The organism is Rhodosalinus sediminis, assembly GCF_003385555.1.
GTDB classification, from domain to species: Bacteria; Pseudomonadota; Alphaproteobacteria; order Rhodobacterales; family Rhodobacteraceae; genus Rhodosalinus; species Rhodosalinus sediminis.
On the sequence record NZ_QOHR01000001.1, the window covers coordinates 224,189 to 248,709 of the forward strand.

General features: G+C 72.9%; 32 protein-coding genes, 1 tRNA gene and 1 pseudogene. 27 read left to right on the forward strand and 7 right to left on the reverse strand.

Annotated features, from left to right (window positions below; genetic code table 11):
- The first annotated feature begins 38 nt into the window (after positions 1 to 38).
- From DRV84_RS01115 to tig, 3 genes are all read left to right on the forward strand, one after another.
- A tRNA-Leu gene (locus DRV84_RS01115) sits at positions 39 to 123 on the forward strand.
- Between the two features lie 96 nt (positions 124 to 219).
- Positions 220 to 723: a ferritin-like domain-containing protein gene (locus DRV84_RS01120; protein ID WP_115977900.1), complete on the forward strand. Its 504-nt coding sequence runs from the start codon at positions 220 to 222 to the stop codon at positions 721 to 723.
- Positions 724 to 864: 141 nt separating this feature from the next.
- Positions 865 to 2,196 carry a trigger factor gene (tig, locus tag DRV84_RS01125; protein ID WP_115978044.1) on the forward strand — a complete coding sequence of 444 codons (1,332 nt, stop codon included), beginning with the start codon at positions 865 to 867 and terminating at the stop codon, positions 2,194 to 2,196.
- Between the two features lie 46 nt (positions 2,197 to 2,242).
- Here the strand turns inward: tig and DRV84_RS01130 are convergent, their stop codons facing one another.
- From DRV84_RS01130 to rpsF, 6 genes are all read right to left on the reverse strand, one after another.
- Complete coding sequence (locus DRV84_RS01130; RefSeq protein ID WP_115977901.1) at positions 2,243 to 3,097, reverse strand: acyl-homoserine-lactone synthase; 855 nt, start codon at positions 3,095 to 3,097, stop codon at positions 2,243 to 2,245.
- Positions 3,098 to 3,288: 191 nt separating this feature from the next.
- Positions 3,289 to 3,990: an autoinducer binding domain-containing protein gene (locus DRV84_RS01135; protein WP_115977902.1), complete on the reverse strand. Its 702-nt coding sequence runs from the start codon at positions 3,988 to 3,990 to the stop codon at positions 3,289 to 3,291.
- A 28-nt stretch (positions 3,991 to 4,018) separates the two neighbouring features.
- Positions 4,019 to 4,411: a helix-turn-helix domain-containing protein gene (locus DRV84_RS01140; RefSeq protein WP_115977903.1), complete on the reverse strand. Its 393-nt coding sequence runs from the start codon at positions 4,409 to 4,411 to the stop codon at positions 4,019 to 4,021.
- A gap of 257 nt (positions 4,412 to 4,668) precedes the next feature.
- Entirely contained in the window at positions 4,669 to 5,298 is a 630-nt protein-coding gene (gene rplI / locus DRV84_RS01145; protein ID WP_115977904.1) for a 50S ribosomal protein L9, read from the reverse strand.
- 10 nt (positions 5,299 to 5,308) lie between these two features.
- Positions 5,309 to 5,536: a 30S ribosomal protein S18 gene (rpsR, locus tag DRV84_RS01150; RefSeq protein ID WP_115977905.1), complete on the reverse strand. Its 228-nt coding sequence runs from the start codon at positions 5,534 to 5,536 to the stop codon at positions 5,309 to 5,311.
- Between the two features lie 18 nt (positions 5,537 to 5,554).
- Entirely contained in the window at positions 5,555 to 5,896 is a 342-nt protein-coding gene (rpsF, locus tag DRV84_RS01155) for a 30S ribosomal protein S6 (RefSeq protein ID WP_115977906.1), read from the reverse strand.
- Positions 5,897 to 6,145: 249 nt separating this feature from the next.
- Here rpsF and DRV84_RS01160 point away from each other — a divergent pair, with 249 nt between their 5' ends.
- The 4 genes from DRV84_RS01160 to DRV84_RS01175 all read left to right on the forward strand — a co-directional run bounded on the left by DRV84_RS01160 (position 6,146) and on the right by DRV84_RS01175 (position 8,842).
- Positions 6,146 to 6,379 carry a hypothetical protein gene (locus DRV84_RS01160; RefSeq protein ID WP_115977907.1) on the forward strand — a complete coding sequence of 78 codons (234 nt, stop codon included), beginning with the start codon at positions 6,146 to 6,148 and terminating at the stop codon, positions 6,377 to 6,379.
- 83 nt (positions 6,380 to 6,462) lie between these two features.
- Positions 6,463 to 7,401, forward strand: a complete 939-nt coding sequence (gene fabD / locus DRV84_RS01165; RefSeq protein ID WP_115977908.1) for an ACP S-malonyltransferase — start codon at positions 6,463 to 6,465, stop codon at positions 7,399 to 7,401.
- Between the two features lie 2 nt (positions 7,402 to 7,403).
- Positions 7,404 to 8,078: a sulfotransferase family 2 domain-containing protein gene (locus DRV84_RS01170; protein ID WP_115977909.1), complete on the forward strand. Its 675-nt coding sequence runs from the start codon at positions 7,404 to 7,406 to the stop codon at positions 8,076 to 8,078.
- Positions 8,079 to 8,086: 8 nt separating this feature from the next.
- Positions 8,087 to 8,842: a sulfotransferase family protein gene (locus DRV84_RS01175; protein ID WP_158547710.1), complete on the forward strand. Its 756-nt coding sequence runs from the start codon at positions 8,087 to 8,089 to the stop codon at positions 8,840 to 8,842.
- A 7-nt stretch (positions 8,843 to 8,849) separates the two neighbouring features.
- Here the strand turns inward: DRV84_RS01175 and DRV84_RS01180 are convergent, their stop codons facing one another.
- Positions 8,850 to 9,935 (reverse strand): glycosyltransferase, encoded by a 1,086-nt coding sequence (locus tag DRV84_RS01180; RefSeq protein WP_115977911.1) that lies wholly within the window; start codon positions 9,933 to 9,935, stop codon positions 8,850 to 8,852.
- 124 nt (positions 9,936 to 10,059) lie between these two features.
- On the opposite strand from DRV84_RS01180, the gene fabG reads away from it, so the two are divergent.
- The 20 genes and pseudogenes from fabG (at position 10,060) to DRV84_RS01275 (ending at position 24,462) form a co-directional block, all read left to right on the forward strand.
- On the forward strand, positions 10,060 to 10,797 hold the full coding sequence (gene fabG, locus DRV84_RS01185) for a 3-oxoacyl-[acyl-carrier-protein] reductase (protein ID WP_115977912.1): 738 nt from the start codon (positions 10,060 to 10,062) through the stop codon (positions 10,795 to 10,797).
- 205 nt (positions 10,798 to 11,002) lie between these two features.
- The gene (locus DRV84_RS01190; protein ID WP_115977913.1) at positions 11,003 to 11,236 is read left to right on the forward strand and encodes an acyl carrier protein; all 234 of its coding nucleotides are present in this window, start codon (positions 11,003 to 11,005) and stop codon (positions 11,234 to 11,236) included.
- A gap of 155 nt (positions 11,237 to 11,391) precedes the next feature.
- Positions 11,392 to 12,651, forward strand: a complete 1,260-nt coding sequence (gene fabF, locus DRV84_RS01195) for a beta-ketoacyl-ACP synthase II (RefSeq protein ID WP_115977914.1) — start codon at positions 11,392 to 11,394, stop codon at positions 12,649 to 12,651.
- Positions 12,652 to 13,812: an endolytic transglycosylase MltG gene (gene mltG / locus DRV84_RS01200; protein ID WP_115977915.1), complete on the forward strand. Its 1,161-nt coding sequence runs from the start codon at positions 12,652 to 12,654 to the stop codon at positions 13,810 to 13,812.
- Between the two features lie 235 nt (positions 13,813 to 14,047).
- On the forward strand, positions 14,048 to 14,395 hold the full coding sequence (locus DRV84_RS15920; protein WP_239994950.1) for a hypothetical protein: 348 nt from the start codon (positions 14,048 to 14,050) through the stop codon (positions 14,393 to 14,395).
- 55 nt (positions 14,396 to 14,450) lie between these two features.
- Positions 14,451 to 15,676, forward strand: a pseudogene (locus tag DRV84_RS01205) (DNA-packaging protein).
- A gap of 580 nt (positions 15,677 to 16,256) precedes the next feature.
- Entirely contained in the window at positions 16,257 to 17,441 is a 1,185-nt protein-coding gene (locus DRV84_RS01210; protein ID WP_115977916.1) for a phage portal protein, read from the forward strand.
- Positions 17,434 to 17,670 carry a GTA head formation protein, RCAP_rcc01685 family gene (locus DRV84_RS01215; RefSeq protein WP_115977917.1) on the forward strand — a complete coding sequence of 79 codons (237 nt, stop codon included), beginning with the start codon at positions 17,434 to 17,436 and terminating at the stop codon, positions 17,668 to 17,670. The genes DRV84_RS01210 and DRV84_RS01215 overlap by 8 nt, the downstream gene beginning before the upstream one ends.
- An 11-nt stretch (positions 17,671 to 17,681) precedes the next feature.
- Positions 17,682 to 18,221, forward strand: a complete 540-nt coding sequence (locus DRV84_RS01220; protein ID WP_115977918.1) for an HK97 family phage prohead protease — start codon at positions 17,682 to 17,684, stop codon at positions 18,219 to 18,221.
- Between the two features lie 23 nt (positions 18,222 to 18,244).
- Positions 18,245 to 19,417, forward strand: coding sequence for a phage major capsid protein (locus DRV84_RS01225; RefSeq protein ID WP_115977919.1), 1,173 nt, complete (start codon positions 18,245 to 18,247; stop codon positions 19,415 to 19,417).
- A 90-nt stretch (positions 19,418 to 19,507) separates the two neighbouring features.
- On the forward strand, positions 19,508 to 20,104 hold the full coding sequence (locus DRV84_RS01230; protein WP_115977920.1) for a head-tail connector protein: 597 nt from the start codon (positions 19,508 to 19,510) through the stop codon (positions 20,102 to 20,104).
- Positions 20,101 to 20,439 carry a head-tail adaptor protein gene (locus DRV84_RS01235; RefSeq protein WP_115977921.1) on the forward strand — a complete coding sequence of 113 codons (339 nt, stop codon included), beginning with the start codon at positions 20,101 to 20,103 and terminating at the stop codon, positions 20,437 to 20,439. Before DRV84_RS01230 ends, DRV84_RS01235 begins: the two co-directional genes overlap by 4 nt.
- Entirely contained in the window at positions 20,436 to 20,846 is a 411-nt protein-coding gene (locus DRV84_RS01240) for a DUF3168 domain-containing protein (RefSeq protein WP_115977922.1), read from the forward strand. Before DRV84_RS01235 ends, DRV84_RS01240 begins: the two co-directional genes overlap by 4 nt.
- Positions 20,847 to 20,866: 20 nt before the next feature.
- On the forward strand, positions 20,867 to 21,280 hold the full coding sequence (locus tag DRV84_RS01245) for a phage major tail protein, TP901-1 family (protein ID WP_115977923.1): 414 nt from the start codon (positions 20,867 to 20,869) through the stop codon (positions 21,278 to 21,280).
- A complete protein-coding gene (locus DRV84_RS01250; protein ID WP_115977924.1) occupies positions 21,280 to 21,603 on the forward strand; it encodes a gene transfer agent family protein in 324 nt (107 codons plus the stop codon). The genes DRV84_RS01245 and DRV84_RS01250 overlap by 1 nt, the downstream gene beginning before the upstream one ends.
- A complete protein-coding gene (locus DRV84_RS01255; protein WP_192881379.1) occupies positions 21,600 to 21,809 on the forward strand; it encodes a rcc01693 family protein in 210 nt (69 codons plus the stop codon). Before DRV84_RS01250 ends, DRV84_RS01255 begins: the two co-directional genes overlap by 4 nt.
- The gene (locus DRV84_RS01260) at positions 21,796 to 22,455 is read left to right on the forward strand and encodes a phage tail tape measure protein (RefSeq protein ID WP_115977925.1); all 660 of its coding nucleotides are present in this window, start codon (positions 21,796 to 21,798) and stop codon (positions 22,453 to 22,455) included. The genes DRV84_RS01255 and DRV84_RS01260 overlap by 14 nt, the downstream gene beginning before the upstream one ends.
- A 50-nt stretch (positions 22,456 to 22,505) precedes the next feature.
- Entirely contained in the window at positions 22,506 to 23,138 is a 633-nt protein-coding gene (locus tag DRV84_RS01265) for a DUF2460 domain-containing protein (protein WP_115977926.1), read from the forward strand.
- Positions 23,138 to 24,019, forward strand: a complete 882-nt coding sequence (locus tag DRV84_RS01270; RefSeq protein ID WP_115977927.1) for a DUF2163 domain-containing protein — start codon at positions 23,138 to 23,140, stop codon at positions 24,017 to 24,019. The genes DRV84_RS01265 and DRV84_RS01270 overlap by 1 nt, the downstream gene beginning before the upstream one ends.
- A complete protein-coding gene (locus DRV84_RS01275; protein WP_115977928.1) occupies positions 24,016 to 24,462 on the forward strand; it encodes an NlpC/P60 family protein in 447 nt (148 codons plus the stop codon). The genes DRV84_RS01270 and DRV84_RS01275 overlap by 4 nt, the downstream gene beginning before the upstream one ends.
- Positions 24,463 to 24,521 lie beyond the last annotated feature (59 nt).

Consider the following 24,521-nt stretch of genomic DNA (forward strand, 5'->3'; position numbering starts at 1 on the left):
TCGCCTCGCGCCGTCCGCTTTGCTAGACCCGGCCCCGCGCGGGTGTGGCGGAACCGGTAGACGCACTTGGTTTAGGTCCAAGCGCCGCAAGGCGTGGGGGTTCGAGTCCCTCCACCCGCACCATTCCTGACATGCGACACGCGGGCGCGGCGCCGGAACCGGGCGGCGCGCGGGGCGGTTCCCCATCCGACGATCGACACGAACCAAGGAGATCGACGGATGAAGGGACCCGACGTATCGCTTCGACACCTTCAGCGCGCGCTGACGATGGAGCTGACGACGATCAACACCTACCTCTACCAAGAGCGCAAGCTCGACGACTGGGGCGTCGACCGCCTCGCCGCGCGCATGGCCGAGGAGATCGACGAGGAGCGCGGCCACGCGAAGGCCTTCCTGACGCGGCTCCTGTTCCTCGATGGCGAGGCGGACATGCAGACCCTCGACCAAGTCGCCAAGCCCGAGAGCGTGCGCGGCATCTTCGAGACCCAGCGCGAGATGGAGCGCGAGGCGCGCGCCTATTACGCCCGCGCCGCCGACGAGGCGCGGGCCGCCGGCGACCTCGGCACCTTCGAGCTCTTCATGCGCATCCTCAAGGACGAGGAGGAGCACATCGACTTCGTCGAGGAGCAATTCGACCTGATGGAGATGATGGGCGATCAGCTCTACGTCGCGCGGCAGGTGTCCTCGGTCAGCAAGGACGACGGCGAGGACGACGCCCCGTAAGCGCCCCGCAAGAGCTCCGCCCGCGCCGGGCGTGTCCCGCGCCCGGCGTTTCGGCTTGCATGGATGCGGCGCCCTTTCTAGAAGGACGCCTAATTTTTCGAGTGCCTCCTCTTCAGGGGGCCGTTCCGACATGAGGGCATGATGCAGGTCACCGAAACCCTGAACGAAGGGCTCAAGCGCGGTTACGAGATCGTCGTGACGGCCGACGAACTGGACCAGAAGGTGCACGAGAAGCTCGTGGAGGCGCAGCCCGAAGTGGAGATGAAGGGCTTCCGCAAGGGCAAGGTGCCGCTCGCGCTTCTCAAGAAGCAGTTCGGCGAGCGCCTGCTCGGCGAGGCGATGCAGGAAACCGTCGATCAGGCGATGTCGGATCACTTCGAGCAGACCGGCGACCGCCCGGCCGCGCAGCCCGACGTCAAGATGAAGAACGAGGACTGGAAGGCCGGCGACGACGTGCACGTCGAGCTCAATTACGAGGCGCTGCCGGACGTGCCGGAGGTCGATTTCTCCGGGATATCGCTCGAGCGCATGGCGGTGAAGGCGGACGAGGCCGCCGTCGACGAGGCGCTGCAGAACCTCGCCGAGAACGCGCAGGACTTCGAGGACCGCGAAGAGGGCGCCGCGGCCGAGGACGGCGACCAGGTGGTCATCGATTTCACCGGCAAGCTCGACGGCGAAGCCTTCGAGGGCGGCGCGGCGGAGGACTATCCGCTGACCCTCGGCGCGGGGGCCTTCATCCCGGGCTTCGAGGAGCAGCTCGTCGGCGTGAAGGCCGGCGACGAGATTGAGGTCAAGGTCACCTTCCCCGAGGACTACGGCGCCGAGCACCTCGCCGGCAAGGAGGTGACCTTCGACGTCACGGTGAAGGCCGTGAAGGCGCCCAAGGCCGCCGAGATCGACGACGAGCTCGCCAAGAAGTTCGGCGCGGAGGATCTCGAGTCGCTCAAGGGGCAGATCCGCGAGCGGCTGGAGGCCGAGTACAACGGCGCCGCGCGGCAGGTCGTCAAGCGCAAGCTGCTCGACCAGCTCGACGAACAGGTGGATTTCCCGCTGCCCCCGGGTCTGGTGGATTCGGAAGCCAAGCAGATCGCGCATCAGCTCTGGCACGAGGAGAACCCGGACGTGCAGGGCCACGATCACCCCGAGATCGAGCCGACCGACGAGCACCGAAAGCTCGCCGAGCGGCGCGTGAAGCTCGGCCTTCTGCTCGCCGAGCTCGGCCAGCGCGCCGAGGTGGAGGTCACCGACTCCGAGATGACGCAGGCGGTGATGCAGCAGGCGCGCCAGTATCCCGGCCAGGAGCGGCAGTTCTTCGAGTTCGTGCAGCAGAACCCGCAGATGCAGCAGCAGCTTCGCGCGCCGATCTTCGAGGACAAGGTCGTGGATTACATCCTCGAGCGTGCCGAGGTGACCGAGAAAGAGGTCAGCAAGGACGAGCTTCAGGAAGCCGTCGATGCGCTCGAGGAAGAATGAAGAAAGCGGCGGCCGCCGGGCGAGGCCCGGCGGCCATGCGAACGCGTCAGCCCGCGGCGCGGTCGAGCGTGTCCGGCGTCCGGCCGCCCGCGCCGAGGACGGCCTCGGCCAGCGCCAGCGCTTGATCGAGTTCCCGCGCCGTGCGTGCGGCATTGATCTGCGCGCGGCAGTACTCCTCCAGTGCCGCGCGATCCGCCGACGGCGCCTTGTCCTGCTCCGCCTCCGTCTGCATGACAGGCGGTGCGGCGTCGGGCGGCGGCGCCAGAGCGAGCGCGGCGTCGTCGGACAGGTGCACGTCGTGGTGGATGCCGGCGAAGGCGCGGACGCGGTCCACCCGCTCTTCGGTGCAGTCCAGAAGCGCGGCGAGCGCCGGGACCTTGCCCATCGGCGCGCGCTTGCCGACGTAATCGTAGGGTGCGCAGTCCGACCGCTTCAGCACGCGGTCCATCACCGGGTCGATCACCGTGACGATATCGCTGATGCCCGAGCGCATCGCGTATTCCAGGGCGCCGATCATCAGCTCGCAGGTGGCGTAGGAGACCGAGTTGCGCGCCTTGCCCCGGCCGAGTCGCTCGGTGTCCACGCAGAAGCGCGTCGATTCCCAGATCGTCGCGGCGCGCAGCGGCGGCTCGCCGTCGAGGATGTCCGAGAACACCTCGGACAGCATGTGCGGCCCCGTCGTCTGAAGCGCGCGCACGCAGGCGACCACGTGCCCCGCGTCGTCGAGGCCCAGCACATAGTCCGGGTCGAGCGCGTCGAAGCGGTCGATCTCCCGCCCGTCGGCGGTGCACTCCACGTCCCAGCCGAGCCGGTCCGCGAAAACCCTCTTGCGCAAGCGGAACATCTCGTCCAGCAGGTGCCCGAAGCGGTGCGCGTTGACGGCGTCGATCACGATGATCATCTGTCTTCCCCCAAAGTTGGTGTCTGTCCCCGAAAGACAGCGTACCCGCTGCAGGCGAGCGTCTCCTATTAGGGGAATCCCGTAGTGCCTTGACTTGCGGGGCTAGAGATGCGCGTCGACAGGCGCCCGGCTGAACCGGGCGCAGCAGAATCACAACCAGTGGTGGAATCAGTCCGCCGTGGCGCGGCGCCCTAGAGCGAGGTCAGGAGACCGAGCCCGATCGCCCGCGCGACGGCCTGCGGCGTGGTCAGCGCGCAGAGCTTGCTGCGCGCCGAGCGCAGGTGCACCTCCACGGTGCGGCTGGAGATGCCGAGGATATCGGCGACGTCCTGCTGCGACTTGCCTGCCGCCGTCCATTGCAGGATCTCGGTTTCCCGCGACGACAGCGCGGGGTGGCGCAGCGCGCGCGACAGCGCGTCGGAGCGCATGACCGAATCGTGCAGATACACTGCCGCGGACTGGAGCTCGCCCATGGTGGAGCGCAGGAGCATATCCCACTCACGCGTCGTGCAGTCCTTGCTCACGCTCAAGAGGCCCAATTCGCCGTAGGGACCGCGCACCGGGACCGTCACGCCGTGATCGGCGATGCCGAACTCGCGCGCGGCGCCGAAGACGGTGCGGTAGTGTCGATCGTGTTCCAGCCGGCGCCAGTCCACGGGCGCGATGCTGCGCCCGGCCGTCAGGAGCGTCGGGTCGATGTTCTGAAAGCCTTGCTCGGCGTAGTGGCGCTTCCACGCGTCCGGGTAGGTGACGTAGCCGTGCATCTGGCGCTGCACGGGGTTCGCGCCCGCGTAGGCGGCATGGTCGAAGCCGAAGCGGTCGCGGAGCTGTGCGAGGAACGCGTCGAAGGGGCGGTCGTCCGGGCCCAACTGTCCGAGATCGACGAGATCCATGGCGCCGCTCCCCCGTGTCGTCGCGCGGTCACGCGTTGAGCTCGGCCTCTTCCGAAGGGACGCTGCGCCGCGCCATGGAGGCGACCATCTCCAGGACGACCTTCTTCTGGTCCTCGGGCAGGCGCAGGTAATCCCGGACGAGCCGTATCGCCCGCGGGTCGCGGAAGAGCTCTTCGCCCGGCCCGCTCGGGGCGGGCGCGGCTGCGTCGCTCGCGCCCTCGAAGAAATAGGTCACGGGGACGTCGAGCGCGCCGGCGATGGCCCAGAGGCGCGAGGCGCTCACGCGGTTGGCGCCGCTTTCGTACTTCTGGATCTGCTGGAATTTCACGCCGGCGCGCCGGCCGAGTTCCGTCTGGCTCATGCTGAGCGCGACGCGGCGTTCCCGGATGCGCCGCCCGACCTCGGTGTCGATCTGTGTCATGTGTCCGGTCTGCTCTCTCGTAGCGGTCGCATGATGTCGTCGGCCCGTTGCCGCGGCGACGTCGGGTCGCGGCGCCGAATCCCGTTCGTTGCATGGTGCCTGCAATCGTGGTGTGTCGCAACGCTTTCGTGGCGTGGCACTATCGAAAGCTGTGTCGAGAGCGCAACGCCGTGATGTCTAAGGGCCAGACGATCCGCCGACCGCGTGCGGTTCGGGCCGGGCGGCGCGCGGGGCGCCGCCCGGTCGGAGCGCGGGGCTCAGGCGTCGCGCGGGTCCATGCTCGGACGCGCGTCGGGGGCGGTTTCCTCGCCCTCGCCGTCCTCGTCGAGCTGCGCGGTGCCGATGTCGTCGAAGAGCTCGGAAATCTCGAACTCCGCCTGCGCTTCTTCCTCGGCGGCGGCTTCCTGAATCGTCTTGCCGGAGGCCTGCAGATCGGCCTCTTCCTGCGAGCGGGCGACGTTCAGGGTGATCGTCGCCTCGACCTCGGGGTGCAGGCGCACGATGACCGTGTGCAGCCCGAGCTCCTTGATCGGACGATCGATCCGCACCTGCTTGCGGTCGACGGAGAAGCCCGCCTCGCCGGCGGCCTCGGCGGCGTCGCGCGGGCTCACCGAGCCGTAGAGCGAGCCGCGGTCCGACGCCTGGCGAATCACGACGAACTGCTGCCCGTCGAGCCGCTCGGCCAGCGCCTCGGCCTCCTTGCGGGTCTCGAGGTTGCGCGCCTCGAGCTCGGCCTTGCGCTCCTCGAAGGCGGCGATGTTGGCCTTGGAGGCCATCAGCGCCTTGTTCTGCGGCAGAAGGAAGTTGCGGGCGTAGCCGGGCCGGACGTCCACGACGTCGCCCATCTGGCCCAGCTTGGCCACACGTTCCAGAAGGATCACTTGCATGACAGGGGCCTCACTTCACGGCGTAGGGCAGCAGCGCCAGAAAGCGCGCGCGCTTGATCGCGCGGGACAGTTCGCGCTGCTTCTTCGAGGACACGGCGGTGATCCGCGACGGCACGATCTTGCCGCGCTCCGAGATGTAGCGCTGCAGCAGCTTCGTGTCCTTGTAGTCGATCTTGGGCGCGTTGTCGCCGGAGAAGGGGCAGACCTTGCGGCGGCGGAAAAACGGTTTTGCGGCCATGGGTTACTCTCCTGTTCCTCAGCGGCGTTCGCGGTCGTCGCGCTTCTGCATCTGCACCGACGGGCCCTCTGCGTGCTTGTCCACCTTGATGGTGAGCACGCGCATGACGTCGTCGTGCAGGCGCATCAGGCGCTCCATCTCCTGCACCGCCGGCGCGGGCGCGTCGGTGCGCAGGAAGGCGTAATGGCCCTTGCGGTTCTTGTTGATCTTGTAGGCCATCGTCTTGACGCCCCAGTACTCGCTGTCCACGAGTTTGCCGCCGTTGTCGGCGAGGACGCTGCCGAAGTGCTCGATGAGCCCCTCGGCCTGCGCGTTGGAGAGATCCTGACGCGCGATGAAGACATGCTCGTAAAGCGGCATGCGGGCTCCATTCATTTTCGGGCGCACTTCATAGGGCCGGCCTGTCGCCCTCCGCACCGACCCACGAGAGGCTGCGCCGTTGCGTGATGAACGCGAAGGGAAGGGGCCGTATACAGCCCTGAGCGCTGAACGCAAGGCCGCGGCGGCTGCCGAGGAGGCGCCGCGGCCCGGCCGCATTTTCGCCCGATTGGCGGCCGAGGCTCCCGTCACGACGCCGACCGAGCGACCGCGACCGACAGGACGATGACCATGGCCCCGATCGACCCCCTCCACCGCACGTCCGCCGCCGCGCCCATGGTTCTGCGCGCGCTCTGCACCGTCAGCGGCGGGCTGACCGGCGGGCTCTTCCTGGGCTTCGCGCTCGCGCTCTGGATCTGGCCGGGCTCGAGCGTCGCGGCGGAGGTGCTGACGATGAAGGCGGGGCTGAGCGCCTTCCTCGTCATGGCCGGGACGACGCTGATCTCGGCCGCGCGCGGCGCCTGAACCGTCGAGCCGCGCCGGCGCGCTTGCGCGGCCGCGTGGCGCTCTGTATGCCCGCCTCCGAGCGAAAGCAGCCGGAGGAACCCATGAGCCGAGCCTTCGTCTTTCCGGGGCAGGGCGCGCAGAGCGTCGGCATGGGCCGCGCGCTGGCGGAGGCCTATCCCGCCGCCCGCGCGGTCTTCGAGGAGGTCGACGACGCGCTCGGGCAGAAGCTGAGCGCGCTGATCTGGGAGGGCGACGCGGAGACGCTGACGCTCACCCGCAACGCGCAGCCCGCGCTCATGGCCACCTCGCTCGCCGCGATGAGCGCGCTCGAGGCCGAGGGCGTGCGCATCGGCGCGGCGGCCTTCGTCGCGGGACACTCGCTCGGCGAATACTCGGCGCTCGCGGCGGCGGGCGCGCTCACGGTCGCCGACGCCGCGCGGCTCCTGCGCCTGCGCGGCGAGGCGATGCAGCGCGCGGTGCCGGTGGGCGAGGGCGCGATGGCCGCGCTCCTCGGCCTCGGGCTGGAGACCGCGCGCGAGGTCGCCGCGGAGGCCGCCGAGGGCGAGGTCTGCGCCGCCGCCAACGACAACGACCCCCAGCAGGTCGTCGTCTCGGGCCACAAGGCCGCCGTGGAGCGCGCCGTCGAGATCGCGCGGGGCCGGGGCGCGAAGCGGGCGATGCTGCTCCCGGTCTCGGCGCCGTTCCACTCGCCCCTGATGCAGCCGGCGGCGGAGGAGATGAAGGCGGCGCTGAACGACGTGCGCCTCGCCGCGCCCGCCGTGCCCCTCGTCGCCAACGTCCGCGCCGAGGCGGTGGAGGACCCCGACCGCATCAGGCTCTGGCTCGTCGAGCAGGTCACCGGCGCCGTGCGCTGGCGCGAGAGCGTGGAGTACATGGCCGCCGAGGGCGTGACCGACTACTGGGAGATTGGCGCGGGCAAGGCCCTCTCCGGCATGATCCGCCGCATCGACCGGCAGGCCGCCACCCGCCAGATCGGCACGCCCGAAGAGGTGCGCGCCGCGGCCGAGGCGGTCGCCTGACCATGCCGCTCCTCGAGGCCGGGGGGCGGCGCATCTTCTTCGCCCATGTCCCCAAGACAGGGGGGACGAGCGTCGAGGCCTACATGGCCACCAAAGGCGCGGTCTCGATGCTCTCGCCGGGCCGACCGCTGCCCGGCGAGCGGGTCACCGCGCAGCACTACCACCGCGACCTCTACCTGCCGAAGCTCGCGGAGACGCGGGTGGACGCGTGGTTCGCCGTCCTGCGCGACCCCGTCGATCGGCTCGTCAGCGAATACCGCTTCCGCCTGCGCCGCCGCGCCGGGCTGCACGCGCTCGACCCGCGCATCTGGTTCGGCCGCTGGCCGGTCAAGCTCGACGGGCGCAGCCGGCACCTGACGTTCGGGGAATGGGTCGAGGCGGTCTTCGCCGCCTGCCGGCGCGACCCCTGCGTGAACGACAACCACATCCGCCCGCAGGCGGACTTCGTCTGCGAGGGCATGACGCTCTTCGCGCTCGAGGACGGGTTGGAGCCCGTGTTCCGCTGGATCGACGCGCAGACGGACGGGGCGCCGTCGGACGGCCGCTTCGAGGCGAAGCGCACCGCTGGCCGGCGCCCGCTCGTGACGGAGGCCCTGCGCGCGCGCATCGCCGACTTCTACGCCGGGGATAGCGCGCTCCTGTCGCGGCGCCTCGGGCAGAGCACGGAGAGAGCATGAATCCCCTCATGGCCCTGCGCAACATGGTCGTCTTCCGCCGGATGGAGATGACCCATGCGAACCTGAATAATTCCGCTGCGGTGGCAGCTTTTCCCGAGCTTCGGGTCTTCTTCAACCGGATCAAGAAGTCGGGCAATTCAACAGTCACGGCTTTTCTCGCCGAGCTGGCCGCCGAAGAGACCGGGCAACGCTTCGGCACCGTGCGCGACGCCAAGAAGGCGGCGCTCTCCCCCGTACGCTGCAGCTGGCGCGAGGCGCGCGAGATGCGGGATTACACGCGCTTCACCGTGGTCCGGAACCCGTATGATCGCGTGCTCTCGGCCTTCCTGAACAAGGTCGCTCTCGGAGAAGAGGGGAGCGACAGCCGCAAGCGGCGGTTCCGCGTCGTGCCCGGTTGGGGCGAGGCGACGCCGGACGGCTTCGCGCGTTTCGTGGCCTTCCTCGACGAGCGCGGTCTGCATCACGATCGCCACTGGTGGCCGCAGCGCGAGCTGCTCGTCATGCCGCCCGAGCGGTTCCACCTCATCGGACGCCTCGAGACGCTGCCCGAGGACATGGCGCGCCTGTTGACCATGATCGGCCGTGACCCTGAGCGCGCCCGCTCTCTGGGACAGCCACACCCGCTGGAAGCCAGTCAACCGCTCAAGATCACCGGGGCGACAGCGAAGCGCGCCGCGTTCTACACGCCGCAACTCGCCCAGACCGTGGGTCGCCTTTACGCCGCTGATTTCGAAACCTTCGGATATCCGGAAGACTGGGCCTGAGCGGGGCTCACGTGTCCGCCCCCTCGAAAAGCGACAGCACCTTGCGCCGCTGCGCCGCCTCGGAATAGCGCCCGGCGGTCGCGGTCAGCGCCGCGGCGTCCGGCGGCGCGTCCAGCACGGCGGCGATCTGCGCGGCGAGGTCCTCGGCGTCGTCCATGCGCGCGATGCGGCCCGCGCCGGTGCACTCGAGGATCTCTACCGCGCCCGGCGTCGCGGTGGCGACTACGGGCACGCCGTGGGCGAGCGCCTCGATCACGACGTTCGGAAAACCCTCCCAGCGCGAGGGCAGGACGAGGAGATCGGCGCTCTGGTATTCCGCCGCCACGTCGGACACATGGCCGAGGAAGGTGACGGCCCCGGCGATGCCGAGCCGCTCGGCCTGCCGCGCGAGTGTGCGGCGCTGGCGGCCGTCGCCCGCGATCCTGAGCCGCACGTCACGGTCGCGCCGGACCCGCGCGAGCGCCTCGAGCAGGAGGCCGACGTTCTTCTGCGGCGTGAGCCGCGCCACGCAGAGAAGCGTCGGCGGCCCCTCGCGGGCGACGCGCTCCGGCGGCGTCCCGGGGAGGGGCACGGCGTTGGGGATCACGGTGATGCGGTCGGCGGGCACGCCCCAGTTCTCCGCGATCTGCCGGGCCATGCCCTCGGTCAGCGCGATCACCCGGTCGGCGCGGGCGTAGGCGCGGCGGAAGAGCCAGCGCTTGTAGAGCCGCACGGGCAGGCTGCGCATCTCGGTGCGCGACCAGGTGTGATGCGCCTCGCGCAGGATCACGCGGGGGGGCGCCTCGCGCCCGCGCAGCGCGAGCATGAGGCCCAGCATGTTGGCGATGTCCACGACGAGGCAGACATCGGGCCGCAGCTCGTCGATCAGGCCGCGCAGGGCGGCGCCGGCCTGCAGGTTGCGGCGCGCGGGCAGGATGCGGAGCGCGACCCGCTCGGTGTCGAGCCCGAAGTCCCCGGCCTGCGGCGCGTCGAGCGCGGCGAGGGTGACCGTATGGCCCGCCTCGGCGAGGATCATGGCGTATTTGACCGCGTTCTTCCCCGCGCCCCCCGAGACCGAGCGGACGTAGATCAGGATGCGGCGTGTCTCTGCCATGGCGCCCTCCAGAGGCTCGGACCCGCGCTCGCCCGCGCGCGTTAACGGTGCGCGCCGGGGCCGGGTTGCCGGCGCGGGCACGACTGGATAAGCGGAAGCACCTTGAAAGCCAAGAGGAACGCCGATGTTCGATCTGACGGGAAAGACGGCGCTGGTCACCGGCGCCTCGGGCGGAATAGGCGGCGAGATCGCGCGCGCGCTGCACGGCGCGGGGGCGACCGTGGCGCTCTCGGGCACGCGCGAGGGCCCGCTCGAGGAGCTGGCCGCCGCGCTGGGCGAGCGCGCGCATGTCGTGCCCTGCGACCTTTCGGACGCGGCGGCCGTGGACGCGCTGCCCAAGCGCGCGAGCGAGGCGATGGGCGGCCTCGGCATCCTCGTCAACAACGCCGGAATCACCCGCGACGGGCTCTTCATGCGCATGTCGGACGAGGACTGGCAGCAGGTGCTCGACGTGAACCTGACCGCGACGATGCGCCTCTGCCGCGCCTCGCTGCGCGGCATGATGAAGGCGCGCTGGGGCCGGATCGTCAACGTGGGCTCCGTCGTGGGGTCCATCGGCAACCCGGGGCAGGCGAACTACGCCGCCGCGAAGGCCGGGCTTTCCGGGCTCACGAAGTCCATCGCTCACGAGGTCGCCCCGCGCGGCGTGACGGCGAACATGGTCGCGCCCGGCTTCATCACCACCGCGATGACCGACAAGCTGACCGAGGATCAGCGCGCCGGCCTCCTCGAGCGGGTGCCGACGGGGCGCATGGGCGAGGCGCGCGAAGTGGCCGGCGCGGTGCTCTACCTGGCGAGCCCCGAGGCGGCCTACGTCACCGGCGCGACGCTACACGTCAACGGCGGCATGGCGATGCTCTGACGCTGCGCGAGGCGCCTGCGAAAGCGTTTGCCATCCCCGGCGCATGTGCTATAGGCGCGCCTGATTTGGGCGGGGCCGTGACCGGCACCGGCCCGAGGCCGCCGCGCGGCACGACGACGCGCCCTTCCGGGCGCAGAGAGGCGCCGGACCCGAGGGGCGAGGGCAGAACAGGGCGAAGGCCCGGAAGGACAACGAGGACCTGGATATGAGCGACATCGCGGATCGCGTTAAGAAGATCGTCGTAGAGCATCTCGGCGTGGAAGAGGACAAGGTCGGCAACAGCGCCTCCTTCATCGACGACCTCGGCGCCGACAGCCTCGACACCGTCGAGCTGGTCATGGCCTTCGAGGAGGAGTTCGGGATCGAGATTCCCGACGACGCCGCCGAGAACATCCAGACCTTCGGCGACGCGGTGAAGTTCATCGAGGACGCTCAGTAAGACACCCGGCACGGCCGGATCGGGGCGGCATCCGGGGACGGGTGCCGCCTTCGTTTTGCGCCTCCCGCCCCATCTCTGCCGGGCCGGGGGCGGGCCTTGCCCCGCGCGGGCGGGAGAGGCTAAGAGCAGGCCAGTCACAAGCAGGAGTGCGGGCGATGCGGCGCGTTGTCGTTACGGGGTTGGGACTTGTCACGCCGCTGGGATGCGGGGTGGAGACGACGTGGTCGCGCCTTCTCGAGGGGCGCTCGGGGGCGGGGACGATCACCCGCTTCGACGCCTCGGGTCTCGCCACCACCTACGCCTGCGAGGTGCCGTTCGGCGACGGCGCCGACGGCAGCTTCAACCCCGACGACTGGGTGGCGCCCAAGGAACGGCGCAAGATCGACGAGTTCATCGTCTACGGCCTCGCCGCCGCGCAGCAGGCGGTCGAGCAGGCCGGCTGGAGCGACCCGGCGGAGGCCGAGAAGCTGCGCACCGGCGTGATGATTGGCTCCGGCATCGGCGGGCTCAACTCCATCGCGGAGACGGCCTGCCTGATCCGCGACAAGGGGCCGCGCCGCGTCTCGCCCTTCTTCATTCCCGGCTCGCTCATCAACCTGATCTCGGGGCAGGTGAGCATCCGCTACGGCTTCAAGGGGCCGAACCACGCGGTCGTCACCGCCTGCTCGACGGGCGCGCACGCCATCGGCGACGCCGCGCGGCTGATCCGGGACGACGACGCCGACGTGATGCTCGCCGGGGGCGCCGAGGCCGCGATCAGCGAGATCGGCATCGCGGGCTTCAACGCCTGCAAGGCGCTCTCGACCAAGTACGGCAACGCGCCCGAGGCGGCGAGCCGGCCCTACGACTGCGACCGCGACGGCTTCGTCATGGGCGAGGGCGCGGGCGTCGTCGTGCTCGAGGAATACGAGCACGCCAGGGCCCGCGGCGCGACGATCTACGCCGAGGTCATCGGCTACGGCCTCTCGGGCGACGCCTACCACATCACCGCGCCGTCCGAGGACGGCGACGGCGCGGAGCGTTCGATGCGCGCGGCGCTGCACAAGGCGGGGCTCGAGCCCGGCGCGATCGACTACATCAACGCGCACGGCACCTCGACCATGGCCGACGTGATCGAGCTTCAGGCGGTCGAGCGGATGCTCGGCGAGGCGGCGGAAAAGGTCACCATGTCCTCGACCAAGTCGATGACGGGCCACCTGCTCGGCGCGGCGGGCGCGATCGAGGCGATCTTCTCGGTCCTCGCCATCCGCGATCAGGTCGCGCCGCCGACGATCAACCTCGACGCGCCCGCGGTCGAGACGCCGATCGACCTCGCCCCCAACGCGAAGCGCGATCGCGAGATCAACGTGGCGCTCTCCAACTCCTTCGGCTTCGGCGGCACCAACGCGAGCGTGCTTTTCGGGAAGGTCGCGTGAATGTGGCGCAGCATCGCGTCGAACGCTCTGACGCTGATCGCCGTGGTGCTGTTTCTCGGGGCGGGGCTCGTTCTCTGGGGTGAGCGGAGCTATCGCGCCGCCGGCGCGCTCGACCGCCCCGTCTGCGTGAGCGTGCCGCGCGGCGACACGCTGCGCGCGCTCTCCACCCGGCTCGAGGACGACGGCGTGATCTCGTCGGGCCTGATCATGCGGCTCGCGGCGGAGTACGGCGGCATGGCCGGCGACCTGAAGGCGGGCAATTTCCTGATCGAGCCGGGCGCGTCGATCGCCGACGTGCTCGGCAAGGTCACCGGCGACGGCATCAGCGACTGTGGCACCGTCGTCACCCTGCGCATCGGCGTGAATGCCGCGCGGGTCGACGTGCTGCAGTTTTCGTCCGAGACCGGCGCGATGGAGGTCTCGGCCGAGATCGACCTCGCGGCCGAGACGCGGCCCGCGATCTACGAGGAGGCCGTCTCGGACCCGGTCACCGAATACAACGTGATCACCGCCGAGGGCGCGACGAGCTGGCAGGTGGCGCAGGCGCTCGGGGGCTTCGACGTGCTCACCGGCGCAATCGAGGAGACGCCGGCGGAGGGCTCCCTCGCCCCGGGCGGCTACACCGTGCGCCGCGGCGACGACCGCGCCGACCTGATCGCCGAGATGCAGGCCCGGCAGGCGGAGATCCTCGCCGAGGCCTGGGCGGCGCGCGCGCCCGGCCTGCCGCTCGAGACCCAAGATGAGGCGCTGATCCTCGCCTCCATCATCGAGAAGGAGACCGGCGTCGGGGCGGAGCGCCGCCGCGTGGCGAGCGTCTTCGTCAACCGCCTCGAGCGGGGGATGCGGCTGCAGACCGACCCGACGGTGATCTACGGTGTCACCGAGGGGCGCGGCGTCTTCGGCCGCGGCCTGCGCCAGAGCGAGCTGCGCGAAGCGACGCCGTGGAACACCTACGTCATCGACGGGTTGCCGCCGACGCCGATCGCCAACCCGGGCCGCGCGGCGATCGAGGCGGCGGTGACCCCGGCCTCGACCGACGATCTCTTCTTCGTGGCCGACGGGACGGGCGGGCACGCCTTCGCCGAGACGCTGGCCGAGCACAACCGCAACGTCGCCCGCTGGCGCGAGATCGAGGCCGAGCGCGCCGCCGAGGAGGATTGAGCGGGCGCGCATCGGCCCTTCCGGGCCTCTTTGCGCCGGGCGCCCGGTCTTGAAATTGTCCAATCGCAACGGGCGCTTGGCGCGCTGCGCGTTGCGCAACGCGATTGACCCGGCGCGCGGTTTCGCCTATAGGTTGTGTCACGCTGGACGGCGTGTACAGGGCGGCGCGGGATACCCCGCGGCCGCCCTTTTTCGTGTCCGCCCGGCGCGCACCCACCAACCGAAAGGCCGGCCCGTGTCCACCATCCTGACGACCGAGGCGGCGGAGGCATCGCCCCTCGACGACGAGATCGCGAGCATCGCGCACCAACTCCGCGAGATGCGCCACGAGCTCGAGGACTTCCAGCACATGCTCGCGCGCGGCGACTGGGAGGAGGCGCGCGAGGCGGGAAAGGCCGTCGCCTCGGTCAAGCAGTGGATCCGGCTGGCGATAGAAGCGGAGATGCTGCTGCATGCGCGACGACGCAAGACATCCGGCCTCGGCCGGGGAAGCTACGCCCTCGACCTCGCCGCCGCCCGCGCCGAGATCGACGCTCGACTGGATCGCCTGCGCCGCACCGGAGGTGCGCCGGCGGTTTCTTGACGGCCTCGGCGACGGCGAGCTGCTGGCGCTGCCGTTTCTCTTCGAGCTCTGGGCGATGGCGCATCAGCGCCCGCCCGAGGGCGACTGGCGGACATGGGTCGTGCTCGGCGGCCGGGGGGCGGGCAAGACCCGCGCCGGCGCAGAATGGGTGCGCGCCGAGGTGGAGGGGCCGCGCCCGCTCGATCCGGGCCGCGCCCGCCACCTCGCGCTCGTGGCGAGACCTACGACCAGGTGCGCGACGTCATGGTGCTGGGCGAGAGCGGCATCCTCGCCTGTTCGCCGCCCGACCGCCGGCCCGACTGGGAACCGTCGAAGCGCCGGCTCGTCTGGCCCAACGGCGGGGTCGCGCAACTCTTCTCGGCGCACGACCCGGAGGCGCTGCGCGGCCCGCAGTTCGACGCGGCCTGGGCCGACGAACTGGCGAAATGGCCGAACGGGCAGGCGGCCTGGGACATGCTGCAGTTCGCGCTCCGCCTCGGAGAGCGCCCGCGCGCCTGCGTGACGACGACGCCGCGCAACGTCGATGTGCTCAAGCGCCTGCTCGAGCGCGAGTCGACCGTCGTCACCCGCGCCGGCACCGCGGCGAACCGCGCCAATCTCGCCGAGAGCTTCCTCGACGAGGTGCACGCGCGCTACGCGGGCACGCGGCTCGGCCGGCAGGAGCTCGACGGGGTGCTCCTCGAGGATGCGGAGGGCGCGCTCTGGACGGCCGCCGGGCTCGAGGGCGCCCGCGTCGCGCGTCCGCCGGAGCTGGACCGGATCGTGGTCGCCGTCGATCCGCCCGCCACGGGCCACGCGACGAGCGACGCCTGCGGCATCGTGGTCGCCGGCGCGACGCTCGCCGGCGAGGTCGCGGACTGGCGCGCCGTGGTGCTGGAGGACGCGAGCCTCGGCGCGGCGCGGCCCTCGGACTGGGCCGAGGCGGCGGTCGCGGCGATGGAACGCTGGGGCGCCGAGCGCCTCGTCGCGGAGGTCAACCAGGGCGGCGAGATGGTCGCCGAGGTGATCCGCCAGGTCGATCCGCTGATCCCCCTGCGGCAGGTGCGCGCGACGCGCGGCAAGCTCGCCCGCGCCGAGCCGGTCGCCGCGCTCTACGAGCAGGGGCGGGTGCGCCATCTGCCGGGGCTCGCGGAGCTCGAGGCGCAGATGACGCGCATGACGGCGCAGGGCTACGACGGCCCCGGCAGCCCGGACCGGGTGGACGCGCTGGTCTGGGCGCTGCACGAGCTGATGATCCTGCCGGCGGCGCGCTGGCGCCGGCCCCGGCTGCGCGCGCTCTGAGCGGCGCGCGGCGCGGGCCGTGGGCGAAGGCGGTTCTAACCGCCTTCGCCGCTGCCGCGCGGCGGGACGACCGCAGGGGGCGCGCGGCGTCGGCGGTGGCGGGGGGCGCTGCCCCCCGTCGCGCCTCTCGGCGCGACTCCCCCCGGAGTATTTTCGCCAAGATGATGGGCGCGGGTGGCGCGTCGCCGTGCGGGGGCGCGGGGGGCCCTGTCGTGCCGGGGCCGGTTCGCAGGAGACACGCTGCGTGCGCGCGGGGCGGGGCGCGGCGTGGCCACTGCGCGACAGGGTGCGACGGGGCGCGACGCGGCACGACGGGGCGCCCCTCCCGCGCTCGGCGCTCCGGCGGCTGCCACGGCCGTCCGTCCCGGCCGTGATCCGGGCGCTTCTCTGTGTGCCCGGGTGGTTTGCTGGTCGAGGGGCTCGGGACCCGGCGTGTGCGGCGGCGCGGCGCGTCAGTGGGTGTTGCGCGCGGCGTGGCGGGGCGTGCGGCGGGATTTCGCTGGGTTAATGGGGCCGGGGCTAGAAGGCCCTTCGAAACGGCGCGCGGCTCGCCCGGCGCCGAGAGACGAAGGAGCCCCGCATGGTCTTTCCCTTCCGCCGCCGCCGTCCTGCGCCCGAGGCCAAGGCGCGCGCCGCCCAGCCGGCGATCGTCTGGGCGGGGGCGGGGCGCGTCGCCTGGAGCCCGCGCGAGGCGGGCGCGCTGATGCGGTCGGGCTTCGCCGGCAACCCGGTGGGCTTCCGCGCGGTGAAGCTCGTCGCCGAATCCGCCGCGGCTCTGCCGCTCGTCCTGCAGGACGCGGCGCGGCGCCACGAGAGCCACCCGATCCTGTCGCTCCTGCGCCGGCCGAACCCGGGGCAGGGGCGCGCCGAGCTGATGGAGGCCGTCTACGGCCAGCTTCTCCTGAGCGGCGACGCCTGGCTGGAGGCGGTGGCGGGCGCGGAAGGCGCGCCGGTGGAGCTGCACGTCCTGCGCTCGGACCGGATGCGCGTCGTGCCCGGCGCGGACGGCTGGCCGGCGGCCTACGCCTACACGGTGGCCGGGCGCACGCATCGCTTCGACGCCGCGGCGCGGCCCGCGCCGGTCTGCCATCTGCGCAGTTTCCATCCCCAGGACGACCACCACGGGCTCTCGCCGATGCAGGCGGCGGCGCAGGCGGTGGACGTGCACAACGCCGCCTCGCGCTGGTCGAAGGCGCTTCTGGACAATGCCGCGCGGCCCTCGGGGGCGATCGTCTATCAGGGTGCCGACGGCGGCGGCGGGCTCGCGCCCGAGCAGTACGACCGGCTCGTGGCGGAGATGGAGAGCTATCACCAGGGCGCGCGCAACGCCGGGCGGCCGATGCTCCTCGACGGGGGGCTCGACTGGAAGCCGATGGGCTTCTCGCCCTCCGACATGGAGTTCCAGCAGACCAAGGAGGCGGCGGCGCGCGAGATCGCGCTCGCCTTCGGCGTGCCGCCGATGCTGCTCGGCCTGCCGGGGGACGCCACCTACGCCAACTACCAGGAGGCGAACCGCGCCTTCTTCCGGCTCACGGTGCTGCCGCTCGCGGCGCGGGTGACGGCGGCGCTGGGCGACTGGCTGTCGGAGCATTTCGGCGCGGCGCTCGCGCTCAAGCCGGATCTCGACCAGGTCCCGGCGCTCGCCGCGGAGCGCGACGCGCAGTGGGCGCGCGTGGGCGTGGCGGATTTCCTGACGCGCGCCGAGAAGCGGCGCCTTCTGGGGCTGCCGGCGGAACCGGCGGCGGAGGACGCGGCGGATGGCTGAGCGGCACGACGGGCGGCCGGGTCCCGAGACGCCGGCCTGCGCGCCGGCGCTCCGGCTGGAGGCGCACGAGGCGATGGCGCGGCTGCAGTTCGAGACCGTGCACCGCCGGCTCGAGAAGATCGAGGCGATGATGGAGCGGCTCGAGCGGCGGCTCTGGATCAGCGTCTACGGCGTCGTGGGGATGATCCTCGCGCAGGCGGTGCAGTCGATGGCGCAGGTGGCGCCGTGAGGAGGGACGGGATGGAACTGGAACGCAAGTTCGCGGGCGGCGCGGTGGCGCTCGAGGGCGCGGCGCGGATCGAGGGCTACGCGAGCCTCTTCGGCGCGCCGGATCAGGGCGGCGACGCGGTGGCGCCCGGCGCCTTCGCGGGCTCGCTCGGGCAGGGCCGCGCGGTGCGCCTGCTCTGGCAGCACGACCCCGCGCAGCCGATCGGCGTCTGGGAGGAGCTGCGCGAGGACGCGCGCGGGCTCTTCGTGCGCGGGCGGCTGCTGACGGAGGTGGCGCGCGGGCGCGAGGCGGCCGCGCTTCTGAAGGCCGGCGCGATCGAGGGGCTCTCGATCGGCTACCGCACGCGGCGCGCGGAGCGGCGCGCGGGCGGGCGGCTCCTGACGGAGGTCGAGCTCTGGGAGGTCTCGCTGGTGACCTTTCCGATGCTGCCCGCCGCGCGCGCCGAGGCGAAGGAGGAGGCGCAACAGGACGCCGAGGAGGACGGGGGCGCGGCGGCGCTGCGCGCGCTCGCCGAGGGCGTCGAGGCCGCGCGCCGGGCGCTGCGCGGGTGACGAAGAGCAATCCGGAGGACGGCATGAGCGAGACGACAGAGGCCGGCGCGACCCCCGCGCCGGTGGCCGAGGCGAAGCGCGCGATGGCGGGGTTCGCGAAGGATTTCGGGGAGTTCCGGCAGGAACTTCACGCACGACTTCAACAGCAGGAAGAGCGACTGACCATGCTTGATCGCAAGATGCAGAGCCCGGCGCGCCCGGCGCTCGCCCGCGCCGCCGACGAGACGGCGCCGCACGCCAAGGCCTTCGGGTCCTACCTCCGCTCGGGCGACGACGAGGGGCTGCGCGGCCTCGAGCTCGAGGGCAAGGCGATGACCTCGGCGGTGGCGGCCGACGGCGGCTATCTCGTCGATCCGGAGACCGCCGAGACCATCCGCGGCGTGCTCGATTCCACCGCCTCGATCCGGCGCATCGCCAATGTCGTCCATGTCGAGGCGACCGCCTACGACGTGCTCGTGGACACGACCGAGGTGGGCGCCGGCTGGGCGACCGAGAGCGACGCGGCGGCCGAGACCGGCACCCCGGCGATCGACCGCATCTCGATCCCGCTGCACGAGCTCTCGGCGCTGCCGAAGATCAGCCAGCGGCTGCTCGACGATTCGGCCTTCGACATCGAGGCCTGGCTCGCCGGCCGCATCGCCGAGAAATTCGCCCGCGCCGAGGCGGCGGCCTTCGTCGCGGGCGACGGGGTGGACAAGCCCCGCGGCTTTCTCACCCATCCGGCGGTGGCCGACGCGAGCTGGAACTGGGAGAGCCTCGGCTACGTGGCGACCGGCGCGGACGGCGCCTTTGCCGGGGCCGAGGCGCTGATCGATCTCGTCTACGCGCTCGGCGCGCGCTACCGCGCCAACGCGCGCTTCGTGATGAACTCGCGCACCGCCGGCGCGGTGCGCAAGCTCAAGGACGCCGACGGCCGCTTCCTCTGGTCCGACGGGCTGGCGGCCGGCGAGCCCGCGCGGCTCCTCGGCTATCCGGTGCTCGTCGCCGAGGACATGCCCGACATCGCAAGCGGCGCGGACGCCATCGCCTTCGGCGACTTCCGCGCGGGCTACACCGTGGCCGAGCGGCCGGACCTGCGCGTGCTGCGCGATCCCTTCAGTGCCAAGCCGCATGTCCTCTTCTACGCGACCAAGCGCGTGGGCGGCGACGTGACCGACTTCGCGGCGATCAAGCTCCTGCGCTTCGCCACCGCCTGAGCGGGGCTGCGAGGGGGCGCGCGCGGGCCTTGACGGGACCGCGCGCGCCCGAGGGCCCCGGCGGGGCTGGACCATCGGGAGACGTCACCCATGCTGATCGAAGAGACGCCGCTCGATCCGGCGGCCCTGCCGGTGCAGGCTTTCCGCGCGCATCTGCGCCTCGGCACCGGCTTTTCGCAGGACGACCTGCAGGGCCCCGTGCTCGAGGCGGTGCTGCGCGCGGCGCTGGCCGCGATCGAGGCGCGCACGGCCAAGATCCTGCTCGCCCGCGATTTCGCGCTGAGCCTGCCGGCCTGGGCGGAGCCCTGCGGCCAGCCGCTGCCGCTCGCCCCCGTGACGGCGGTGCACGAACTCGCCCTGCGCGACGCCGCGGGCGAGGAGCGGGCCGCGGCGGCCGACACCTGGCGGCTGGAGGCGGACACGCACCGCCCGGTGCTGCGCGCCGCGGGCGCCGCGCTGCCGGCGATCCCGGCGCGCGGCGCGGCGGTGATCCGCTTCGCGGCGGGCTTCGGCGCCGCCTGGGCCGAGGTGCCCGCGGACCTGCGCCAGGCGGTCATGCTGCTCGCCGCGCATTACTACGAATACCGCGACGCGGCCTCGGCGGGCGCCGAGGCGATGCCGGCCGCCGTCGCCGGGTTGATCGGGCCGTGGCGGGCGCTGCGCCTCGGCGCGGGAGGGGCGGCATGAGGGCGCCGCGGCTCACACGCGCTCTCCTGCTGGAAGCGCCGCGCGACACGCCGGACGGGGCGGGCGGCACGGCCACGGGCTGGACCCCGCGCGGCACGCTCTGGGCCGAAGTGGTCGCGGGCACGGGCCGCGAGGTCGCCGCGACGGGCGGCGCGGTCGCGGCGACGCCCTACCGCATCACGGTGCGCGCCGCGCCGCCGGGCTGCGAGGCGCGCCCGCGCCCCGGCCAGCGCTTCCGCGAGGAGGCCCGCGTCTGGCGCATCCGCGCCGTCGCCGAGGCCGATCCGGCCGGCCGCTACCTGACCTGTTTCGCCGAGGAGGAGGTCGCGCCATGAGCTACGCCCTCTCCGCCGCCCTGCAGGCCGCGGTGCACGCGCGCCTCTCGGGCGATCCCGCGCTCGGCGCGCTCACCGGCGGGCACGTCCACGACGCGCCGCCGGCGGGCAAGCTGCCGCCGCTTTACGTGCTGATCGGGCCGGAGCGCGTGCGCGACCGCTCCGACGCGAGCGGGCCGGGGGCCGAGCACGACCTGACCGTGACCGTCGCCGGCGAGGACGGGAGCTTCCGGGCCGCGAAGGAGGCGGCGGCGGCGGTCTCCGCGGCGCTTCTCGACCCGCCGCTCGCGCTCGACGCGGGGCGGCTCCTGCACCTGAGCTTCCGCCGCGCGCGGGCGGACCGTGGGCCGAAGGGCCGCGGCCGGCGCATCGACCTGACCTTCCGCGCGCGCGTAGCGCCGGAGTGAGACCACGGAGGAGAGACGACATGGGCGCCCAGAGCGGCAAGGACATGCTGATCAAGGTGGACCTGACCGGCGACGGCCAGTTCCGCACCATCGCGGGGCTGCGCGCCACGCGGCTTTCGTTCGACGCCGAGCAGGTGGACGTCACCAGCCTCGAAAGCGCGGGCGGCTGGCGCGAGCTGCTGGCCGGGGCGGGGGTGAAATCCGCCACCATCGCGGGCTCCGGCGTCTTTCGCGACGCCGACACCGACGCCCGCGCGCGGCAGGTCTTCTTCGACGGGGCGACGCCGGAGTTCCAGGTGGTGATCCCGGATTTCGGCACCATCGCCGGGCCGTTCCAGGTCACCGGGCTCGAATACGCGGGGCGTCACGACGGCGAGGCGACCTACGAGATCGCCCTCGCCTCCGCCGGCGCGCTCAGCTTCACGGCGCTCTGATGGCGAACCCTCATCGCGGGGAAGTGGCGCTCGTGATCGACGGCGAGCGCCGGGTGATGCGCCTGACCCTCGGCGCGCTCGCGGAGCTGGAGGCGACGCTCGGGGCCGACAGCCTCGTGGCGCTCGCCGAACGCTTCGAGGCGGGCCGCGTCTCCGGGCGCGACGTGCTCGCGGTGCTGGTCGCCGGGCTGCGCGGCGCCGGCTGGGAGGGCGCGGCCGCCGACCTGCGCACCGCCGAGATCGCGGGCGGCCCGGTGGCGGCGGCGCGCGCGGCGGCCGAGCTTCTGGCGCGCGCCTTCCTGCCGCCGGAGGAGGCGCCGTGAGCGGGCTCGACTGGCCGGCGCTGATGCGCGCGGGGCTCGGGCGGCTGGGCCTGCGGCCGGCCGAGTTCTGGGCGCTCACGCCCGCCGAACTCGCCGTGATGCTGGGCGCGGGCGCGGGGCCCGGGCCGATGGGGCGCGCGCGGCTCGACGCCTTGATGCGCGCCTATCCGGACGTTGCGACGGAGGAAAGCGATGAGCGACCCTGAGGAGGCCGAGGCGCTGGACGAGGCGCTCGAGGCGCTGGAGACGCGCCTCGGCGGCGCGGCCGACCTGGCCGCGGGTTTCGAGGCCGAACTGCGCCGGGTGAACGCGACCTTCGACGCCGCCGGCAAGGGTGCGGCGCGGCTCGAGCGCTCGCTCGAGCGCGGGCTGCGCCGGGCGATCGACGGGGTGGTCTTCGACGGCGCGAAGCTCTCGGACGCGCTGGGCGAGATGGCGGCGGGGCTCGCCGACACGGCCTATTCCGCGGCGGTCAAGCCCGTGACGGGGCATGTCGCGGGCCTTCTGGCCGACGCGGCGCAGGGGGTCTTCGGCGCCTCGGCCTTCGCCGACGGGGCGGGCTTCGCGCAGGGGCGCGTCATGCCCTTCGCCTCGGGCGGGGTGGTGCGCGAGGCGACGCGCTTTCCGATGCGCGGCGGCACGGGGCTCATGGGCGAGGCGGGGCCGGAGGCGATCCTGCCGCTCGCCCGCGGCGCCGACGGCAAGCTCGGCGTGCAGGCCGCGGGGGGCGCGCGGCCCGCCGCGGTGACGATCAACGTCACCACGCCCGACGTCGAGGGCTTTCGCCGCTCGCGCACGCAGATCGCCGCCGAGATGTCGCGCGCGCTCGCCCGCGGGCAGCGCAACCGCTGAGCCGAGGACGCGGCCGCCCGCACCCGCCATCAGACCGGAGGACCAGAGGCATGAGCTTTCACGAGATCCGCTTTCCGCCCAACCTGAGCTTCGGCTCCACCGGCGGGCCGGAGCGGCGCACCGAGGTCGTCGCCCTCGCCTCCGGCCACGAGGAGCGCAACACGCCCTGGGCGCAGTCGCGCCGGCGCTACGACGCGGGCGTCGGGCTGCGTTCGCTCGACGACATCGCCACGCTGGTCGCCTTCTTCGAGGCGCGGCGCGGGCGGCTGCACGGGTTCCGCTGGAAGGACTGGGCCGATTATACCTCGTGCCCGCCGAGCCGGCGCCCCGCGCCCACCGATCAGGTGATCGGCCACGGCGACGGGGAGAGCCGCGTCTTTTCCCTCTGCAAGACCTACCGCTCGGGGGAGGGCGCCTACACCCGGCCCATCGCCAAGCCGGTCGCGGGGAGCGTGCGCCTCGCCGTGCAGGGCGACGCGCTGCGCGAGGGCGTGGATTTCGAGCTCGACGCGACGCGCGGCACGGTGACGCTCGCCCGCGCGCCCTCTCGGGGCATGGAGATCACCGCGGGCTTCGAGTTCGACGTGCCGGTGCGCTTCGACACCGACGCCATCCGCACGAGCGTGGCGAGCTTCCGCGCCGGCGAGGTGCCGAGCGTGCCGGTGGTGGAGGTGCGGGTCTGATGCAGGAGGCGTTGCAGGACCATCTGGCGCAGGGCGCGACGACCGTCGCGCGGGCCTGGGCGGTGACGCGGGCCGACGGGGTGACGCTCGGCTTCACCGATCACGACCGCCCGCTCGCCTTCGAGGGCGTGGCGTTCCGCCCCGAGACCGGGCTGTCGGCGGCGGCGCTGCAGCAGACGACGGGGCTTTCGGTGGACAACACCGAGGCGCTCGGCGCGCTCTCGGACGCGGCGATCCGCGAGGCCGACATCGCCGCGGGCCGCTGGGACGGGGCGGAGGTGCGCGCATGGCTCGTGGACTGGTCCGACGTCGCCGCGCGGCAGCTGATCTTCCGCGGCACCATCGGCGAGCTGCGCCGGGTGGATGGCACCTTCCACGCCGAGCTGCGCGGGCTCGCGGCGGCGCTCAACCGGCCCGGCGGGCGCGTCTTTCAGCGCCCCTGCGCGGCGGTGCTGGGCGACGCGGCCTGCGGCGTCGATCTCGCGCGGCCGGGCTATCGCCACGAGGGGCCGGCGCTCGCCGTGGAGGAGGACGGGCGCGTGCTGCGCTTTCCGCCGCTCGCGGGCTACGCGCCGGCGTGGTTCGACCGCGGGCGCGTGGAGGTGCTCGGCGGCGCGGCCGCCGGGCTCTCGGGCGTGGTCAAGCGCGACGTGGCGGAGGCCGGCACGCGGGCGATCGAGCTCTGGACGCCGCTCGGCGCCGCGCCCGCGCCGGGCGATCCGATCCGCCTCGAGGCGGGCTGCGACAAGCGCTTCGAGACCTGCCGGGCGAAGTTCGCCAATGCGCTCAACTTCCAGGGCTTCCCGGACCTGCCGGCGGAGGACTGGGTCACCGTGCCGCCGGCGCGCTCGGGCGAGACCGGCGGCGGGAGCCGGCGATGAGCGGGCCGGGCGCGCGCGTGGTCGCCGTCGCGCGGGGCTGGATCGGCACGCCCTACGTGCACCAGGCGAGCTGCCGGGGCGCGGGGGCGGATTGCCTCGGCCTGATCCGCGGCGTCTGGCGCGAGGTCATGGGCGCCGAGCCCGCCCTCGTGCCCGCCTACACGCCCGACTGGTCGGAACCGGCGGGGGAGGAGCGGCTCTGGGCCGCGGCGCGCGCGCATCTGGTGGCCGCGCCGCGCGGCGCGGCCGCGCCGGGCGACGTGCTGCTCTTCCGGATGCGGGCGGGCGCGGTGGCCAAGCACCTCGGCATCCAGGGGCGCACCGGCGCGGGGGCGACGGTGATCCACGCCTATTCCGGCCAGGGCGTGGTCGAAAGCCCCCTCGGCCCGGCCTGGGCGCGGCGCGTCGTGGCGCGGTTCCGCTTTCCGGACGGGGCGGAATGAGGCGCGCGGGCGGGGGCGGCCAAGCGCCTTGGAAGGCGCTTGGCAAGGCGCTTCGAAGC